The following is a 16,250-nucleotide window of genomic DNA, read 5'->3' as shown; positions in this document are numbered from 1 at the left end:
GGGGCGGCCGGATGGTGCAGGCGTAGGCTGAGGTTCGTGCTTGCCGTGGTACCTCCCCCGGTCACCGTGCGAGTGCCGGCGAAGATCAACCTGCACCTGTCGGTCGGCGACAAGCGACCCGACGGGTATCACGAGCTGACGTCGGTCTTCCAGGCGCTGTCGCTGACCGACGAGGTCACCGTCGCGGCGGGGGAGGAGCCGGGCATCGACGTCACCGGCGAAGGCGCGGACGACGTGCCACGGGGCGCGAACAACCTCGCCTGGCGAGCGGTGCGCGAGCTGGCTGCGCACGTCGGCCGGTCCGAAGACGAGACCAAGGTGCGGGTGCTCATCAACAAGGGCATCCCGGTGGCGGGCGGCATGGCAGGCGGCAGCGCCGATGCCGCCGCGGCGCTGGTGGGCTTGGCCGCGCTGTGGCGGCTGGAGATCAGCCGCGAGGAGCTGATGAAGATCGGCGCGCGCATCGGCAGCGACGTGCCGTTCGCGCTGTCCGGCGGTACCGCGCTGGGCACGGGCCGGGGCGAACAGCTGGTACCGGTCCTGGGCAGGCACACGTACCACTGGGTGCTGGCGTTCGGCAACCGCGGCCTGTCCACGCCGCGCGTCTACGACGAACTCGACCGGCTCAGATCCGAAGGGGACCCGCCACGGATCGGCTCCCACCAGCCGTTGCTGGAGGCGCTGGCGTCCGGTGACCCCCGGCAGGTGGGGTTGCTGCTGGGCAACGACTTGCAAGCGGCCGCGGTGTCGTTGCGGCCGTCGCTGCGGCGCACGTTGCGAGCCGGCGTGGACGCGGGGGCACTGGCCGGTATCGTGTCCGGGTCCGGCCCGACGTGCGCATTCCTGTGCAGCGACGCCGATGCCGCGGTGGAAGTGGCGGCGGAGCTGGCCGGGGCCGGGGTCTGCCGCACGGTGCGCGTGGCACAGGGCCCGGTGCCGGGTGCGCGCGTGGTCAGCGCCGGCGAGCCGAGCAAACCGACCCCGCCCGAGGTGCATGCGTGAAGCAGGTGACCGAGCCCGAGGTTCGCGCGTGAGCAACCTGATCAACCTGGAGTCAGTCAGCAAGGCGTTCGGCGAGCGTGTGCTGCTGGACGGCGTCTCGCTCGGCGTCCACGCCGGGGAGCGCATCGGCGTGGTCGGCCTGAACGGCAGCGGGAAGACGACGCTGCTGGAGGTGATGGCCGGGCTCGAACCGCCGGATGCCGGCCGGGTCAGCCGGGCGCGCGACCTGCGCATGGCGGTGGTGACCCAGCGCAGCGAACTGGATCCGGACGCCACGGTCCGGGACGTCGTGCTGAAGGACTTCGCCGCCGATCACGAGTGGGCGGCCGATCCGCGGGTGCGCAGCATCGTCGACGGGCTGGGCATCGCTGCCTTTGGCTGGGACACGCCGGCCGGCACGCTGTCCGGTGGGCAGCGGCGGCGGGTCGCGCTGGCAGCCGCGCTGGTGGGCGAGCTGGACCTGGTCGTCCTCGACGAACCGACCAACCACCTGGACGTCGAGGGCATTCAGTGGCTGGCCGATCACCTGGTGGCTCGCCGCGTCGCCCTGGTGGTGGTCACGCACGACCGGTGGTTCTTGGACACCGTGTGCGAGCGCACCTGGGAAGTCGTCGACGGGCGGGTCGAACAGTACGAGGGTGGCTATTCGGACTGGATCTTCGCGCGGGCCGAACGCGCGCGGCTGGCCGCTGCCGCGGAGGAGAAGCGGCTGAACCTGGTTCGGAAGGAACTCGCCTGGTTGCGCCGGGGACCGCCGGCGCGCACGTCGAAGCCGCGGTTCCGGATCGAGGCCGCCGAGGCGCTGATCGCGGACGTCCCGCCGCCGCGCGACACGGTGGAGCTGCAGGCGTTCGCCAAGCGCCGGCTCGGCAAGACGGTGCTGGAGCTGGAGGGCGTGTCGCTGACGCTGGGCTCCCGGCGGCTGCTGGACGACGTCACCTGGCGGATCGGGCCGGGCGACCGGATCGGCCTGGTCGGGGTGAACGGGTCGGGCAAGACGTCGGTGCTCAGGGTGCTTGCCGGGGACCTGCTGCCGGAATCGGGCCGCGTGGTGCGCGGCAAGACCGTGCGACTGGCCTGGCTGCGGCAGGAACTGGACGACCTGCCGGGCCAGTTGCGGGTGATCGAAGCGCTGGAGGAGGTCGCCCGCCGCATCGTGCTGGGCAAGCGCGAGCTGACCGCGTCCCAGCTCGCCGAGCGGCTCGGGTTCCCGCCGGCGCGGCAGTGGACGCCCGTCGAGGAGTTGTCCGGCGGCGAGCGCCGTCGGTTGCAGTTGTGCCGGTTGTTGATGGCCGAGCCGAACGTGTTGCTGCTCGACGAGCCGACCAACGATCTGGACATCGACACCCTGCAGCAGCTCGAGGATCTGCTCGACGACTGGGCGGGCAGCCTCATCGTGGTGTCCCACGACCGCTATCTCATCGAGCGGGTGTGCGACACGGTGGTCGCGCTGTACGGGGACGGCGCGGTGACCAACGTGCCGGGCGGGATCGAGCAGTACCTGGCGCGGCGGCGTGACGCGCTGGCGGAGCGGAAACCGCCCCAGCGGGAGGCCGCCAAGACGCCATCGCGAGCGGCCGAGGAGCGGGCGGCGCGCAAGGAGCTGGCGCGCCTGGAGCGCAAGCTCGACACCCTGCAGGAGAAGGAGAAGAGCCTGCACGCCGCGCTGGCGGAAGCGGCTACGGATCCGGATCGCCTGCTCGAGCTCGACGCGGAACTGAAGAGCGTGCTGGCGGAGAAGGAGTCGGTGGAGCAGCGCTGGCTGGAGCTGGCCGAAGGTCTTGAATAGTCCGGACGGGTCGTGCGGGCGAGTTCGGCTCGTTGCTGATCGCTGCTGCACGCCGGTGGTGGACGAGGAGGGGGAGCTGGGTCACTGGGACGACGAGCCGGGAGTGATCCGGCTTCCGGACGGACGCAAGGTGCGCGGGACGGGCGTCAAGCGGCCGCGTGGCGACGTTCCGGCGCCGGAATTCGCGGTCTACCTGCTGGGGCGCGATCCGGGCATCACCGCCTGGCCGAACCGGTGGGTTCAGTGGGGCGACTTCCGGCTTCCCCGCGACCGCGCCGATGCCGTCGACGCGCTCCGTGAAGCACATGCGCGTGCTCCGGAGGAACGTGTCGAGATCGCCTGTGGCGCCGGGGTCGGCCGTACCGGGACGGCATTGGCGATCCTGGCCACGTTGAGTGGTGTTCCCGCCGCGGAGGCTGTCGCGTGGGTGCGGGCGCGCTACCACCCTCGTGCGGTGGAGACGCGTTGGCAGCGTGCCTGGGTTGCCGCTGATCCGGTTGGCGCCGGGGGACGCCGCGACTAGTCCGCGACGTGGTTTTGAGAATGCGCGACAGCGCCGGCAGCCGTGTGCCGACGGACGGAATTGACCGTGGTGCAGGGTGGGCCGACCGCTGTGGGTCAGCGCTCAGCGATGTGCATGCCGCCGGAACCCAAGGTTCCGGTTACCAGAGGCCGGGTGGGGCCGGTGCGGGTTTCGATTGAACTTGGTGCAGGTGATGGGGTGGTGAAGATCAGCGGGCGCTCGCGTGGTCGGGGCGAGTGCTCGGTGTGGCCGCTGCGCCCGCTGTCGGTGGTGCACTCGGCGATCCGGCTGGTGCTCTGGGTGGTGTTGGGCGCGGCTGGGTTTCATGGACTCCCCCGGTGATGAGGGGATGAGTTTGTGTCCGGTGCGGCCTCGGGTGGCTGGCGATCGAGTTGGCCCGTGTTTCGGTTGGTGCCGGGGCTCGGCTGGCAGGCGCTTGGGTTCGTGCCCGGATGGCGCCGGAGTGCATGCCCAAGCCTCGGGGCCGGCTGACCGGCGGTCGAGAGCGCGCCCAAAGGCAGGTTTGGCCGCCGACGATCCCGGCTGGCGCCGGAAGCTCCTGGTCAGCCGGCAGCGGGGCTGGTGAGCTGGATCAGGTTGCCGCAGGTGTCGTCCAGCACCGCGGTGACCACCGGGCCCATCTCGGTCGGCTCCTGGATGAACCGGACCCCTTTGGCCAGCAGTTCCGCGTGCGCGGCCCGCACGTCGTCCACCGCGAACGACGCCGCCGGGATCCCGTCGGTGACCAGCGCCTCCTTGTACGCTTTCGCCGCCGGGTGCTGGTCCGGTTCCAGCAGCAGTTCGGTGCCGTCCGGCTCGTCCGGGCTGACCACGGTCAGCCACCGGTACTCGCCCATCGGAACGTCGTGCTTCTGCACGAAACCGAGCTGCTTGGTGTAGAACTCGAGGGCCTTGGCCTGGTCGTCGACGAGCACGCTCGTCAGGTTGATGCGGATGCTCATGGGTCCTCCCGGTCGGCCAGCCAGCGGTCGACGATCTCGCGAAGTGGTTCGGTGTGCAAGTGATGCACACGGGTGCGTCCGGAACGGTGCGAGCTGACCAGGCCCGCCTCCTTCAGCACCGCGATGTGCTGAGAGATCGCCTGCCTGCTCGACGTCACGTTGTGCCGCGTGGCCAGGCGGGCACACAGCTCGAACAGGCTTTGTCCGTCCCGCTCGGCCAGCTCGTCCAGGATCAATCGCCTGGTCGGGTCGGCCAGCGCCTTGTAGACGTCTCCCATCTCCGCCGATGATATGCAAGTAGTTACTTGCATGTAAACCCCGTCCGCCCGATCGAGCGGTGGTGGACGTCGAGCATGCTGCCGCCCGGATGCCTCGACCGAGCACAGTTCGGCCGACGACGGCGCCTCCGGCCTGGAGGTCGACGTCGCGGAAAGCCCGGACAAGAGGACATGGAGAAGCAGGTGGTTGCACCGTCACCGTCTCGGCAGGCCCGGCTGGCCAACGCGGCAGAACCCCGGCGGGTGCTCAGGCGGTGGGCAGCGGACGCGGCGGCCGCGCGGCTCACTGCCCGTGTTCGGGAAGCGACGGAGCACGCGGTCGGCGCGCGACCAAAAATCACCGAACTGGCCGTCGTGTGGCGGAAAAGCCGAGGTGAGCGGCGGTTGCCGCGGGGTGTCGATGACCATACTGGCGGGCCAGGCCAACCGACTCGCCAGTAAGGTTTCCGGTATGAGCAGGTTCGTCGACACGATGATCGCCAGCGCGACGTCGGCTGGTGGATCGCGCCGCGGAATCGTCACCGGTGAGCCGCACGAGCCGAAGCACCAGACATGGGCCGAGATTCACCAGCAGGCCCGGCGCTTCGCTGCGGGACTGGTGGCCGCGGGTCTCAAGCCAGGGCAGTCGGTCGGGGTGCTGGCTGCCGCGCCGGTGGTCATCGCGCCGACCGTGCAGGCCGTGTGGCTGGCCGGCGGCAGCGTGACGATGCTGCACCAGCCGACCCCGCGGACCGACCTGGCCGAGTGGGCGTCGGACACCGTGCGGGTGCTGCGCATGATCGGGTCCCACCTGGTGCTGCTGGGTGACCCGTTCGATCAGCTGGCGCCGGTGCTGGAGCAGAACGGCATCCGTTACGTGCTGATCAGCGAGCTGCTGGAACACGGCGAGCCGCTGGCCGAACCGGTGCCGATGAGCGAGGATGATCTCGCGCTGCTGCAGCTGACCAGCGGCTCGACCGCCGATCCGAAAGCGGTCAAGATCACCCACGGCAACCTGATCGCGAACATGACGGCGATGGTCGAACGGGCCGAGCTCGACCCGGAGACCGACGTGTTGGTGTCCTGGCTGCCGACCTTCCACGACATGGGCATGGTCGGCTTCCTCACGCTGCCGATGACGTTCGGGGTGCGGCTGGTCAAGGTCACCCCGGCGGAGTTCCTCGCCGGTCCGCTGCTGTGGATCGACTTGATCTCCCGGTACAAGGCGACGGTCACCGCAGCACCGAACTTCGCCTACGCGGTGGTCGGCAAGCGCCTGGCCCGGGAGACCGAGGACGGCAAGTACGACCTGTCCAGCTTGCGGATCGCGCTCAACGGCGCCGAGCCGATCGACCCCACGGCGGTTCGCACGTTCACCGACGCCGGTGCCCGGTTCGGCCTCGACCCGCGATGCGTGTTCGCCGCCGACGGGATGGCCGAAGCCACCCTCGCGGTGTCGTTCGCGCCGTTGTTCACCGGCCTGCAGGTGGACGTGGTGGAAGCCGACGCGCTGGAGAACGACAACCGCGCCGTGCCGGTGCCCGAGGGCGATCCGCGGCGGGGCACCGACGAGGTGCGGCAGTTCGCGCTGCTGGGCACGCCACTGCCCGGGCTCGAGGCGCGGATCGTGGACGAGTCCGGCAAGCCGTTGCCGGAGCGGCACGTCGGTGAAATTCAGCTGCGCGGCGAGTCGATCACCCCGGGGTATCTGACCGTCGACGGGCCGCTGGACCTGCGTGACGCCGACGGCTGGTTCCCGACCGGCGACCTCGGCTACTTGGCAGGCGGGCAGATCGTCATCTGCGGCCGGAAGAAGGACGTCATCATCATGGGCGGCCGCAACATCTACCCGACGGACATCGAGCGTGCCGCGCAGTCGGTGGACGGCGTGCGCGCAGGCAACGCCATCGCGGTGCGGATCGACGCCGGAACGCGGCGGGAACGCTACGCCGTCGTGCTGGAGTCGCGGCTGGCAGGCACCGACCAGGAGAAGGAGATCGCGCGGGCGGTGACCAGCCGGGTGACGGACGCGGTGGGCGTCCGGCCGTACGCGGTCGTGGTCCTGCCGCCGGGCAGCCTGCCCAAGACCCCGTCGGGCAAGGTCAAGCGGGCGGCCACGGCCAGCGAGTTCGCCAAGGAGATCAACGAAGCGTCGGCATTGGCCGGCTAGGCGAAAGAAAGGTGCCTTCCCGCGCCAAGGGTGGGCGAGCTGTGGCGGTGGTTGGCTGAGTCCGCTGCCAACGACGTCGGCTGGCTTGGGAAATGCCGATGTTGGTCTTGCCGGTCCGATGTCGGTCTTGCCGGTGAGGTGGGTGCGGTCGTGTCCGGCTGGGTGGTGCCTTCGGTACCTGCCGGCTGGGTCAGGTGCCGATATCGGCGTCGACGGGCGGGACGGATGCAGCCGATTTCGACGGCTTGGCGGGGTAGCAGTCGGCTTTCGGCTGTGTGGGTGGTGGCCTTGGCGTGGTGTGGCCGGGTGAACGCGGTGGTATCGCCTGATCTGCCGGGGGTCGGCGGCAATGACCAGCCAGGTGCGCGCAGATGTTGGTGATGCCGGGTGGGGTGGCGCGGTCATCGGCCCTGATCTCCGGCGTCAACCGGAGCGATACGTCGGACGGGATCGAGACCCGGGGTGCGCCTGGGCTTGAAGTGCGGGAGCGAAAAGCTTGTTGGCGTGCCGTGTCCGAGCAGGCGTGCCACGCCTGATTCAGTGGAAGGCGTTCTGAGCCGCGGCCAGGCCCTTGGCGACCAGGGTTTCCACCGCGTCGGCGCAGCGGTCGATGTGGAACGCCAGTTCCTTGCGCTCCACCGCGGAGAAGTCCTTGAGCACGTAGTCGGCAGGATCCATCCGGCCCGGTGGCCTGCCGATCCCGAACCGGACCCGGTAATAGTCCCGGGTGCCCAGCGACGACGACAGTGAGCGCAGGCCGTTGTGCCCGTTCTCGCCGCCACCGAACTTCAGCTTCACCTGGCCGAATTCCAGGTCCAGCTCGTCGTGCACCACGACGATGCCGTGCGGCTCGACACCGAAATAGCGCGCGGCGGCCTTCACCGGGCCACCGGAGAGGTTCATGTAGCTGCGCGGCTTCACCAGCGCGGCACTGACCCCCGCCAGGCGGCACTGCAGCAGCTCGACGCCTGACTTGTGCGCTTTGAACGATCCGCCGACCCGGTCGGCGAGTTCGTCGAGCACCAGGAAGCCGATGTTGTGCCTGGTGGCCGCGTAGCGCGGGCCGGGGTTGCCGAGGCCGGCGAGCAGAATCCGCTCGCCGGCGCCCGGCACATCGGTCTGAGTGGCCACTGTCGGTGTTCCGAAGGGTTACTCGGATGCTTCTTCCTTGGCCTCGCCGGCCTCCTCGGCGGGCTGCTCCGCGGCGGTCTCGCCCTCCATGGCCTCGGCCGTCGGGGCCTCGTTGACCACCACGACGACGGACTCCGCGTCGGTGACCAGCTGGGCACCCTTGGGCAACGTGACGTCGGCGGCGGTGATCGTGGTGCCGACCGGCGCGTCTTCCAGGTCGACCGTGAGCTCTTCCGGGATGTTCAGCGCGTCGACCTCGATGCTGAGCACGTCCAGCTCCTGCAGCACCAGGCCGCCCGGCGCCGGGTCGCCGGTGAGCACCACCGGCACGTTCACCTCGACCCGCTCGCCGCGCTGCAGGACCAGCAGGTCGACGTGCTCGATGTAGTTCTTCAACGGGTGCACCTGGATGCTCTTGGTCAGCGCCAGCTGCGGCTTGTCGCCTTCGATGTCCAGGGTCAGCACCGCGTTGCGGCCGTGCTCGCGGATCACCCGGGCGAACTCGATGGCGGGCAGCGACAGGTGCTTCGGCTCGGTGCCGTGGCCGTACAGCACCGCAGGAATCTTGCCTGCGCGGCGCGCACGCCGGGCGGCACCCTTGCCGAACTCGGTACGTTGCTGGACGACCAGCTTGATCTCTTCGGACACGGAATGCTCCTCGACACTCGGACGGTGTGTGCTCTCGGGCCCGGGGAGGAGCGCGCGTGCGCGCGGCAAGTGAAACCTCTACCGCCACGTCGATCACGCGGGGTCGAAACCCGCCTCGCCGGGGCAACCAGCTCAGTCTACGCAACGGGCACGGAACCGATCGGCCCGGGGTGCGAGCTCGCGGCGGCTGGTTCCGGGCCGTCGGTGATCAAGCCGCTCCCGCGCTCCGGTTCGGGGGCTGCGGTGCCTTTTGGCGGCAACGGGCCGTGGGGCGTGCAAGCCCGCCCACGGCGGCGGCAACGGGGCTCAGCCGCGACAAGCAGCTGGTCGTGCAAGCCTTCGACGGCCGCCGCTGAACATCCCCAGTTCCGGTGCCCACCGGTGCATCGTGCGTAGGGCATTTGGAGTGTTCGCGTGGTGGAGGCCGGTGCCCGCAGATGCCATTCAGGGTGTCGCTGCGTGTGGTCGCCGGTGCGCTGCTGCGTATGGCAGCCAGTGTGCGGTGCATGTGGCAGCCGGAGTGCCCCGCGGCTGGGCAGGTGCCGGTGAGCGCCCGTGCCCCCGCCGCCGAAGCCACCGTGCGCCGGAACGCGTGGGTGAGCCGAGTAGCCCGCGCCTGGGCAGGACAACCCGGGCGCCCGCACACCGCCGCTCGTCGGGTCGGTAGCGCCCGCGCGCCCGCAGGCGAACCACTCCCTCCGTGACTGCTGCCGGTGCCAACCCGGCTGGGGGCTACGGCTGTGCAATCCCTCTGCGGCTCTGACAGGTGCAAGCCCGCACGGCGGTTGCCGATGCAGCCCTCGCCTTCGGCGGCCGCCCGGGCAATCCCGCTTCCGCCGACGAATCAGGCGTTGCCGTCGAACAGACTCGTCACCGACCCGTCTTCGAACACTTCCTGGATGGCCGTGGCCAGCAGCGGCGCGATGGACAGCACCGTCATGCCGGGGAAGCGCTTTTCCTCCGGGATCGGCAAGGTGTTGGTGAAGATCACCTCGGTGGCCCCGCACTTGGCCAGCCGCTCGGAGGCGGGCGGAGACAGCACCCCGTGGGTGGCCGCCACGATGACCTCCTTGGCGCCTTCCTCCTTCAGCGCCTGCACCGCACCCACGATCGTGCCGCCGGTGTCGATCATGTCGTCGATGAGCACGCAGGTGCGGCCCTTGACCTTGCCCACCACGCGCTTGGCGATCGCCTCGTTGGGCCGGTCCGGGTCGCGGGTCTTGTGGATGAACGCGATCGGCCGGTCACCCAGCTGCTGCGCCCACTTCTCGGCCAGCCGCACCCGCCCGGTGTCCGGGGAGACCACCGTGACGTCCGGCTCGTAGTGCTCGCGCAGGTGCTTGATCAGCACGTTCTGCGCGAACATGTGGTCCACCGGGCCGTCGAAGAAACCCTGGATCTGCGCCGTGTGCAGGTCCACGGTCAGGATGCGGTCCGCGCCTGCGGTCTTGAGCAGGTCGGCGATCAACCGGGCGGAGATCGGCTCCCTGCCCTTGTGTTTCTTGTCCTGCCGCGCGTACGGGTAGAACGGCATGACCACGGTGATGCGCTTGGCGCTGCCGCGCTTGAGCGCGTCCACCATGATCAGTTGTTCCATGATCCACTCGTTGATCGGCGGCGGGAAGCTCTGGATGACGAAGGCGTCGACGCCGCGCACCGACTCCTCGTACCGCACGTAGATCTCACCGTTGGCGAACGTCCTGGCCACCTGCGGAGTGATCGCCACGTTGAGGTGCTTGGCCACCTCCTCCGCCAGTTCCGGGTGGGACCCGCCGGCGAAGAGCATCATGTTCTTCTTCGGGGTGCCGGACTTGGAGGTCATGATGCCTCTCCGTTCTCGGAGTCGTTGTCGGCGGACTTCTGCTCGGCGAGGGCGCGTTCGGCGGCCTCGGCGGCGGGCGTGCCCGGCCTCTTCCGGAACACCCAGCCTTCGATGTTGCGCTGCGGTGCGCCCGAGATGGCCAAGGCACCCGGTGGGACGTCCCGCCGGATGACCGTGCCCGCGCCGCTGTAAGCGCCGTCGCCGATCGTCACCGGCGCCACGAACTGGTTGTCCGCGCCGGTACGAACATGGGAACCGATGGTGGTGCGGTGCTTGTTCACGCCGTCGTAGTTGACGAACACCGTCCCGCAGCCGATGTTGCTGTACTCGCCGATGGTGGCGTCACCGACGTACGTCAGGTGCGGCACCTTCGTGCCGGTGCCGATCTCCGCGTTCTTGGTCTCCACGAACGCCCCGAGCTTGCCCTTGGTGCCCAGCTTGGTGCCGGGCCGCAAGTACGTGAACGGACCGACGTTGGCGCCCGCGCCGATCACCGAATCGCTGCCGTGCGTGCGGACCACGGTCGCTCCGGCACCCACCTCGACCCGGATCAGCGTGGTGTCCGGGCCGATGATCGCTCCCGCCCCGACCGTGGTGCCCGCCTTGAGCTGCACATTCGGCTCGATGACCACGTCCTGACCCAGCTCGACGTCCACGTCCAGCCACGTCGTCGCCGGATCCACGATGGTGACCCCGGCACGCTGCCAGCGCTGCACGATGCGGCGGTTGAGTTCCGCGCCGAGCGCTGCCAGCTGGACCCGGTCGTTGACTCCTTCGGTCAGCCACGGGTCCTCCACCACCATCGCGGAGACCCGGCGGCCGTCCGCGCGGGCGATGCCGACCACGTCGGTCAAGTACAGCTCGCCTTGCGCGTTGTCGGTCGACAGGCGCTGCAGGCCGTCGGCAAGCACCGCCGCGTCGAAGGCGTAGACCCCGGAGTTGATCTCCTTGATGGCCAGCTGCTCAGCGGTGGCGTCCTTGTGTTCGACGATGGCCTGCACCGCCCCGCTCTCGTCCCGCAGCACCCGGCCGTAACCGGTCGGGTCGTCCAGCTCGGCGGTCAGGATGGTGACCGCGGCGCCGGTCGACTCGTGCTGCGACAGCAGCGCGGCCAGCGTCTCGGTGTCCAGCAGCGGGACGTCACCATAGGTGACCAGCACGGTACCGGTCAGCCCGGACGGCAGGGAATCCAGCGCGCACTGCACCGCGTGGCCGGTGCCGTTCTGCTCTTCCTGCACCGCGGTGCCGATGGTCATGCCGAGCGCGTCGGACACCGACTCGAGGTGTTCGCTCACCGCTTCCCGGCCATGGCCGACGACGACCACGAGGTTGTCCGGCTTCAGTCCGGCGGCGGCGCGGACGGCGTGCTCCACCAGCGGCCGTCCGGCGATCGGGTGAAGCACCTTGGGAATGCTGGAACGCATCCGTGTGCCCTCGCCCGCGGCGAGGATCAACGTGGTGAGGCTGGAGGTCACGGTTCTCCCAGTGCGATACGTGGTGGGCTCGTCGCGACAGCCGATCCTACGGGGCTTCGGCGCACCGACCGGACCCAGGCGGATCGCTATACGTCTTCACCTGGTCATTCTCTCTGCTTTCCGGTGCGACGCCACCGAACAGCGTGTTCGCCGTCACGGTTGCGGCACTCGCTGCGCTCCAGCGCACCGAATGGCGTCAACCGCGTCGACCGCGCCATGTCAGCTGACCGCTTCGGCGCCGTCTTGCATGGCGGAGACGACCTGATTGCCGCCGTTGCGCTTCGCCTCGTACATCGCGGCATCGGCCCGGGACAGCACTTCGTCGACGTTCTCGGTCGGCGCCATCGAGACCAGCCCGACGGACAGCGTGACGCCGTGGGACAGGTGGCCGGGCAGGTCCGCCACGGCCGACCGGCAGCGGTTCATCGCGTTGGCCGCCGCCGATGCGGGCGCGCCGGGCAGGAGCACGACGAACTCGTCACCGCCGTACCGGGCGACGAAGTCCCCACCACGCAGCGCGTCCCGCAAAGTGCTGGCGATGACCCGCAGGACGTCATCACCTTCCTGATGCGACTTGTTGTCGTTGACGCCCTTGAACCCGTCCAGGTCGATCAGGGCCACCGCCAGCGGCTGTGCGGACGCATCACCGGACAGCTGGCGGAGCCGCTCGTCGAGGGCACGGCGGTTGGGCAAGCCGGTCAGCGGATCCTGCAAGGCCGCCTTGGCGATGGCGCCGTGCTGCGCGGAGAGCCGCTCGTGCTTGCGCCGGGTTTCCAGGGCGGCAGCCTGGGACTCCCGCAGCGCCCACAACTCGGCCTCGAGGGACTGCACGTAGCTGACGACCGTCTGGGCCACCCGGCCTGCCGTTTCGATACGCGCCAGCTCCCGGTCGATGTTGAGCTGGGTGGAGGTCGGTGCGTTCATGGCCCGGGCTTCCTCGCGCGCCGCGACCAGCACTTTCATGGCTTCGTCGCGCGAGCCGTCGACTTCCAGGCAGCGCGCCAGCGCGATGGCCACCAGCACGGTTTCCTGGCCGGACGACGGCTGAGCGAGCAGCCTGCGCAACCTGGTCACGTGCTCCTGACCTGGCTTTTCGAACGCCACGGCGGCGGCGACCAGGCCCACCTGCTCGATCGCCGGCTCGTCCCGCTTGCGGAACAGCGAATCGGTGAACGGCTTCTCGACCTCGCGCGCCACCGAGGCGGCCATGCGGAACTTCTGCCTGGCGAGGTCCTTCTTCCGCACCCGCTCCAGCCGCAGCGCCCAGGCCAGCAGCATCTCGATGAAGTTGAGCAGGTGGATGGTGATCTCGTGCGGGCCCGCGCTCTGCAGCAGCGCGCTGTGCGAACGTGCGGAGACCTCCTCGGCGGTCTCGTACAGGCTCAGTTCGGACAGCACCTGCCAGCAGTCGATCAGCGCACGGACCAGCGCCCGCTCCGTGTCGCGGTCGCCGGCGTGGGCGTCGTCGGCCGGGGGATCGTCCAGCACCGCCAGCGCACGGGCGATTTCCGTGACCGCGGCGTCCTGCTTGCCTGCCAGGATGAGCCGGCGGGCTTGCAGGGCGTGCGCCCCGGCGCGATGGATCGGCATGCCGTTGCGCCTGGTGTGCGCGAGCAGCTCGTCCAGCAACGGCTCGGACGTCGCGCACCGGCCGCGGGTGGCCAGCCGTGCCAGGGCAGCGCTGCGCAGCAGGTCGGCGATCATCAACGGGTCCCCCCGCCGCTTGGCCTCCTGCAGCAGGACGTCCAGCTCGTCGATGATGCGCAGCTGCTCGGCGCGCTCGCTGGTCTGCACGGATGCGCGCAGTTCCCGCGCCCGGCCGACCAGCCAGGCGTTGGACATCGTCGACACGGACGGGCGCGGTCTCGGGCGCGCCGCCTCGGGCGCGCTCACGCGCAGGGAAGCTCCGCCGCCAGGACTCGAACCTGAACCGTCAGAACCAAAATCTGAAGTGCTGCCCATTACACCACGGCGGATCGGTAGGGGTTTTCCGTCTACCCCTCCTGGTGACATTGTGCACGGCCGCTCAAGGCCGGTGGGACGAGGGCCAGCACATCCGCGTGTTCGTCTGTTGAGGGGCTTGTCACGTCGATCTGGTTTGCCCGCCGGTGCCGTGGGGTACCGTAACCTACGGAACCGTAGGTAGCAGGAATCAGGAGCGGGCTCATGACGGTTACTGCCGGCAAGACCAACGCCGAGCCCTCGACGACCGACAAGCTCAAGCAAGGTCCGAAGCCGATCATCTCGGGTCGGCGTCCGGTCAAGGTGCAAGTGGCCGTCTACATCGGCGTGATCGCGCCGATGCTGGCGCTCGTCGCCGCTGTGCCCCTCGCCTGGGGATGGGGCCTGACCTGGGTGGACGTCGGATTGTTCGTGGCGTTCTACTTCATCGGAGCGGCCGGTGTCACGGTCGGGTACCACCGCCATCTGACCCACGGGTCGTTCAAGGCCAAGCCGTGGTTGCGGGCGGCACTGGCGATCGCGGGCAGCACGGCGATGCAGGGCCCGCCGCTGATCTGGGTGGCCGACCACCGTCGCCACCACGCCTACTCCGACCGCGAGGGGGATCCGCACTCGCCGTGGGCGTTCGGGGAGACGCCGCTGGCCATCGCCAAGGGTTTCTGGCACGCCCACATGGGCTGGCTGTTCGACCGCAACGTCACCAACATCGACCGTTTCGCGCCCGACCTGCTCAAGGACAAGACCCTGGTGCGGGTGGACAAGCTGTTCTGGCTGTGGACGCTGCTGAGCCTGGCGCTGCCCGCGCTGCTCGGCGGCTTGATCACCTGGTCGCTCTGGGGCGCGCTCACCGCGTTCTTCTGGGCCGGTCTGGTGCGCATCTGCGTACTGCACCACGTCACCTGGTCGATCAACTCGGTGTGCCACATGATCGGTGAGCGCCCGTTCAAGGCCAGGGACCGGTCGGCGAACTTCTGGCCGCTGGCCATCCTGTCGCTCGGCGAGTCGTGGCACAACCTGCACCACGCCGACCCGACGTCCGCCCGGCACGGCGTGAAACGGGGCCAGATCGACATCTCGGCGCGGATCATCTGGCTGTTCGAAAAGCTCGGCTGGGCGTACGACGTTCGCTGGCCGACCAAGCAGCGGCTGGCCCGGCTGGCCGTGAAGGGCTGATCACGGTGGACGGCCGCTCGGCGGATAGCCTGGCGGCATGGCACGGCGGTCGAAGCGGACGAGCGGGGCCCAGCGGCAATCATCGGCGGCTTCGGTGCCTCGCGTGCGCATGACCGGCACCGAACGCCGGCAGCAGCTGCTCAACGTCGCCAAGGCGTTGTTCGCGGAGAAGGGCTTCGACGGCACGTCGGTGGAGGAGATCGCCCAGCGTGCCGACGTGTCGAAGCCGGTGGTGTACGAGCACTTCGGCGGCAAGGAAGGGATCTACGCCGTGGTGGTCGACCGGGAGACGCAGACACTGCTCGACCTGATGGTCAGCAGCCTGGACGCCGACCATCCCCGGACGATGCTGGAGCAGGCCGCGGTGGCGTTGCTGACGTATGTCGAGGAGTCCGAGGGCGGATTCCGCATCCTGGTGCGGGATTCGCCCGTGGTCACCTCGACCGGTACGTTCTCCACGCTGCTCAACGACATCGCCAGCCAGGTCGAGCACATCCTCGGGCAGCAGTTCTCCGCCCGTGGGTACGACCGCAAGCTGGCGCCGCTGTACGCGCAGGCGCTGGTGGGGATGGTGGCGCTGACCGGGCAGTGGTGGCTGGATGCGCGCAAGCCCAAGCGGGACGAGGTCGCCGCGCACCTGGTCAACCTGGCGTGGAACGGCCTGTCGAGGCTCGACCCGAAGCCCAGGCTTCAGCTCGACGACTAGTCCCGCTGGTCCACGCTTGCCGTCCCGGGTTGGCCGGTGGACAACGTCCGGCGTGCGAACTCGACCACTTGTGCGCGCATGAGTTGGTGGCGGGTCTCGGCGCTTTCGCCCTCCAGGAGGAAGCGTGCGAGCTGGGGCATGGTGTGCGCCCAGCAGGCGAGCCCGATGAGCACCATCAGCGTGGCCGCTGTGTGGTGGTCCGCGGGCCTGCCGAGTGCCTCGGCCAGTGCCTCGACCTTCTTGCGGTAGCTCGGCTGGCGCGAACTGCTGTCGAACGGTCGGTCGCCGTAGTGCAGCGCCTCCCACAGCATGAGCCGGAGCAGGGTCGGGTGCCGACGATGGAAGTCGTACAGCCGGCCGACGTACTCGGCGAGATCGCCCTCGGGCAGGCCGATCCCGTCGGCGTGCTCGGCCATCGCTTGCGTGACCACAGCCTGGAACAAGGCTTCCTTGCTGCCGAAGTTCGCGTAGATGCGCTCCTTGTTCACTCCGGCGGCTGCCGCGATCCGGTCGACTCTCGCCCCGGCGATGCCGTGCGCGGCGAACTCCTCGCGCGCTGCGGCCAGGAGACGCTCCCTGGTGGTGCGGGACCTCGTTGTGGCCATGCCTGCCAGCATAGCCGGCCAACCA

General features: G+C 69.6%; 14 protein-coding genes and 1 tRNA gene. 6 read left to right on the top strand and 9 right to left on the bottom strand.

The window, feature by feature from the left end; translation table 11 throughout:
* The first annotated feature begins 45 nt into the window (after positions 1-45).
* From CXP56_RS02920 to CXP56_RS02910, 3 genes are read left to right on the top strand one after another with little or no spacing between them, the layout of a single operon-like run.
* Positions 46-1,002 (top strand): 4-(cytidine 5'-diphospho)-2-C-methyl-D-erythritol kinase, encoded by a 957-nt coding sequence (locus CXP56_RS02920; RefSeq protein WP_211227543.1) that lies wholly within the window; start codon positions 46-48, stop codon positions 1,000-1,002.
* A gap of 28 nt (positions 1,003-1,030) precedes the next feature.
* On the top strand, positions 1,031-2,791 hold the full coding sequence (locus CXP56_RS02915; protein ID WP_028847580.1) for an ABC-F family ATP-binding cassette domain-containing protein: 1,761 nt from the start codon (positions 1,031-1,033) through the stop codon (positions 2,789-2,791).
* A 58-nt stretch (positions 2,792-2,849) separates the two neighbouring features.
* Positions 2,850-3,314, top strand: a complete 465-nt coding sequence (locus CXP56_RS02910) for a protein-tyrosine phosphatase family protein (protein WP_286899703.1) — start codon at positions 2,850-2,852, stop codon at positions 3,312-3,314.
* Positions 3,315-3,877: 563 nt separating this feature from the next.
* Here the strand turns inward: CXP56_RS02910 and CXP56_RS02905 are convergent.
* Positions 3,878-4,276 (bottom strand): VOC family protein, encoded by a 399-nt coding sequence (locus CXP56_RS02905; RefSeq protein WP_281168984.1) that lies wholly within the window; start codon positions 4,274-4,276, stop codon positions 3,878-3,880.
* Positions 4,273-4,554, bottom strand: coding sequence for an ArsR/SmtB family transcription factor (locus CXP56_RS02900; protein ID WP_028847583.1), 282 nt, complete (start codon positions 4,552-4,554; stop codon positions 4,273-4,275). The genes CXP56_RS02905 and CXP56_RS02900 overlap by 4 nt, the downstream gene beginning before the upstream one ends.
* A gap of 451 nt (positions 4,555-5,005) precedes the next feature.
* Between CXP56_RS02900 and CXP56_RS02895 the strand changes: the two genes are divergently transcribed.
* Positions 5,006-6,703, top strand: a complete 1,698-nt coding sequence (locus CXP56_RS02895; protein ID WP_028847584.1) for a fatty acyl-AMP ligase — start codon at positions 5,006-5,008, stop codon at positions 6,701-6,703.
* A gap of 537 nt (positions 6,704-7,240) precedes the next feature.
* On the opposite strand, the gene pth is transcribed toward CXP56_RS02895, so the two are convergent.
* From pth to CXP56_RS02865, 6 genes are all read right to left on the bottom strand, one after another.
* Positions 7,241-7,834, bottom strand: a complete 594-nt coding sequence (gene pth, locus CXP56_RS02890; protein ID WP_028847585.1) for an aminoacyl-tRNA hydrolase — start codon at positions 7,832-7,834, stop codon at positions 7,241-7,243.
* 18 nt (positions 7,835-7,852) lie between these two features.
* On the bottom strand, positions 7,853-8,482 hold the full coding sequence (locus CXP56_RS02885) for a 50S ribosomal protein L25/general stress protein Ctc (RefSeq protein WP_286899698.1): 630 nt from the start codon (positions 8,480-8,482) through the stop codon (positions 7,853-7,855).
* 844 nt (positions 8,483-9,326) lie between these two features.
* Positions 9,327-10,304, bottom strand: coding sequence for a ribose-phosphate diphosphokinase (locus CXP56_RS02880; protein ID WP_028847587.1), 978 nt, complete (start codon positions 10,302-10,304; stop codon positions 9,327-9,329).
* Positions 10,301-11,779: a bifunctional UDP-N-acetylglucosamine diphosphorylase/glucosamine-1-phosphate N-acetyltransferase GlmU gene (glmU, locus tag CXP56_RS02875; protein WP_028847588.1), complete on the bottom strand. Its 1,479-nt coding sequence runs from the start codon at positions 11,777-11,779 to the stop codon at positions 10,301-10,303. The genes CXP56_RS02880 and glmU overlap by 4 nt, the downstream gene beginning before the upstream one ends.
* 219 nt (positions 11,780-11,998) lie before the next feature.
* On the bottom strand, positions 11,999-13,621 hold the full coding sequence (locus CXP56_RS02870) for a GGDEF domain-containing protein (RefSeq protein ID WP_245566640.1): 1,623 nt from the start codon (positions 13,619-13,621) through the stop codon (positions 11,999-12,001).
* A gap of 62 nt (positions 13,622-13,683) precedes the next feature.
* Positions 13,684-13,755 (bottom strand) — tRNA-Gln (locus CXP56_RS02865).
* 190 nt (positions 13,756-13,945) lie between these two features.
* Between CXP56_RS02865 and CXP56_RS02860 the strand changes: the two genes are divergently transcribed.
* Together CXP56_RS02860 and CXP56_RS02855 are read left to right on the top strand one after the other, a co-directional pair.
* Entirely contained in the window at positions 13,946-14,914 is a 969-nt protein-coding gene (locus tag CXP56_RS02860) for an acyl-CoA desaturase (protein ID WP_028847589.1), read from the top strand.
* Between the two features lie 109 nt (positions 14,915-15,023).
* Positions 15,024-15,620 (top strand): TetR/AcrR family transcriptional regulator, encoded by a 597-nt coding sequence (locus tag CXP56_RS02855; protein WP_028847590.1) that lies wholly within the window; start codon positions 15,024-15,026, stop codon positions 15,618-15,620.
* On the opposite strand, the gene CXP56_RS02850 is transcribed toward CXP56_RS02855, so the two are convergent.
* The gene (locus CXP56_RS02850; protein ID WP_028847591.1) at positions 15,617-16,225 is read right to left on the bottom strand and encodes a TetR/AcrR family transcriptional regulator; all 609 of its coding nucleotides are present in this window, start codon (positions 16,223-16,225) and stop codon (positions 15,617-15,619) included. The two genes, CXP56_RS02855 and CXP56_RS02850, sit on opposite strands and share 4 nt — an antisense overlap.
* Between the last annotated feature and the right edge of the window lie 25 nt (positions 16,226-16,250).

This window comes from Thermocrispum sp., assembly GCF_002919275.1.
Taxonomy (GTDB): Bacteria; Actinomycetota; Actinomycetes; order Mycobacteriales; family Pseudonocardiaceae; genus Thermocrispum; species Thermocrispum agreste.
This window is presented reverse-complemented; position numbering and strand designations above follow the sequence as displayed.

What these genes read in the sequence shown, in the direction of transcription:
- CXP56_RS02860 (WP_028847589.1), top strand. Translation starts at nt 13,946, where the DNA reads ATGACGGTTACTGCCGGCAAGACCAACGCCGAGCCCTCGACGACCGAC.
- CXP56_RS02900 (WP_028847583.1), bottom strand. Translation starts at nt 4,554, where the DNA reads ATGGGAGACGTCTACAAGGCGCTGGCCGACCCGACCAGGCGATTGATC.
- CXP56_RS02895 (WP_028847584.1), top strand. Translation starts at nt 5,006, where the DNA reads ATGAGCAGGTTCGTCGACACGATGATCGCCAGCGCGACGTCGGCTGGT.
- CXP56_RS02850 (WP_028847591.1), bottom strand. Translation starts at nt 16,225, where the DNA reads ATGGCCACAACGAGGTCCCGCACCACCAGGGAGCGTCTCCTGGCCGCA.
- CXP56_RS02905 (WP_281168984.1), bottom strand. Translation starts at nt 4,276, where the DNA reads ATGAGCATCCGCATCAACCTGACGAGCGTGCTCGTCGACGACCAGGCC.
- CXP56_RS02880 (WP_028847587.1), bottom strand. Translation starts at nt 10,304, where the DNA reads ATGACCTCCAAGTCCGGCACCCCGAAGAAGAACATGATGCTCTTCGCC.
- CXP56_RS02855 (WP_028847590.1), top strand. Translation starts at nt 15,024, where the DNA reads ATGACCGGCACCGAACGCCGGCAGCAGCTGCTCAACGTCGCCAAGGCG.
- CXP56_RS02870 (WP_245566640.1), bottom strand. Translation starts at nt 13,621, where the DNA reads ATGTCCAACGCCTGGCTGGTCGGCCGGGCGCGGGAACTGCGCGCATCC.